Below are 1,233 nucleotides of genomic sequence, written 5' to 3'. Positions count from 1 at the left end.
CAGGGGAATCGCGTTTGGAACTGAGGGAGTGAGCATCTGCCCTTGCGGATGACGACGGGATCGATTCTGGATGGGGGATTCATGTCCTGGAGCCTGGTCCCCCGATGCAGATCTTCCTGTCCGCCTTTGATGATGTCCCTGATCCCCGAGCCAGCAACGCCCGCCATGACCTCGCTGAGCTGCTCGTCATCGCCTTCGTGTCGGTGCTTTGCGGCTCGTCGAGTTGCGCCGAGATGGCCGCTTTCGGGCGCGCAAAAGAGAGCTTTTTCAGAAGCTTCCTGAAGCTCAAGCATGCCATTCCATCGCACGACACCTTCTCGACGGTGTTCCAGATGATCGACCCGAAGTCTCTGGATGCGGCTTTTGGGAAGATACTGGCGGATGTCGCGGCGGCGCTGCAAGATGGTGATGTCATTGCCATCGATGGCAAAGCGTTGCGTGGGGCGCGCAACAAGGGCGAGAGTGCGCGCACCCGCATGATGGTCTCAGCCTATGCCGCGCGTCTGCGCCTAACGCTCGCCTCAGTCGCCGCCGATCATGGCACGGAGCTGGACGCGGCTCTTGAGGTTCTGGGACTGATCGCTCTCAAGGGAAAGGTCGTGACCGCCGATGCACTGCATTGCAATCGCCGCACGGTTGCAGCGATCAACGCGCAGGGCGGCGATTGGTGCCTGGCGCTCAAGGCCAATCAGGACTCGCTGCTGTCGGACGCCAGAGCGTGTTTCGGCCGCCTGGATGAAGGTCATCCGCAAGCCAGCACCGAGGACAGCGGCCATGGCCGTAAGGAACACCGAAAGGCAGTGGTCGTTTCTGCCAAGGGATTGGCTGAGCACCATGAATTCCCGGGCCTCAAGGCTTTCGGGCGGATCGAGGCAACCCGAGAACTCGACGGAAAGACAAGCTCGGAAACCCGGTATTTCGCGCTGTCCTGGATACCAGAGCCAGAGGTGCTGCTGGCCACGGTGCGTGCGCACTGGGCCATCGAGAATGTCCTGCACTGGCAACTCGACGTGTCCTTTCGGGAAGACGCCGCTCGCAACCGCAAGGATAACGCCCCGGGCAACATTGCTGTCCTGCGGCGCCGTGCCCTCGACGTCGTTCGGCAGGACACGTCAAAGGGATCGCTCTCCATAAAGCTCAAGCGCGCGGGGTGGGATGAGGGGTTCTTACGCAGCATTCTCAATGGCTTGAAAGCGCCGGCCCCAGAGAGATGAGCCAAACGCGATTGCCCTG

1 protein-coding gene is annotated in these 1,233 nt (G+C 61.4%); it reads left to right on the top strand.

The annotated features are described in order from the left end of the window. The first annotated feature begins 104 nt into the window (after positions 1-104). Positions 105-1,214 (top strand): ISAs1 family transposase, encoded by a 1,110-nt coding sequence (locus J1C52_RS14985; RefSeq protein ID WP_227428731.1) that lies wholly within the window; start codon positions 105-107, stop codon positions 1,212-1,214. Positions 1,215-1,233: the final 19 nt, after the last annotated feature.

It is taken from the genome of Roseibaca sp. Y0-43 (assembly GCF_020667835.1).
Taxonomy (GTDB): domain Bacteria; phylum Pseudomonadota; class Alphaproteobacteria; order Rhodobacterales; family Rhodobacteraceae; genus Roseinatronobacter.
The sequence above is the reverse complement of the archived record's forward strand: the minus strand, read 5'-3'. Positions and strand labels throughout refer to the sequence as shown.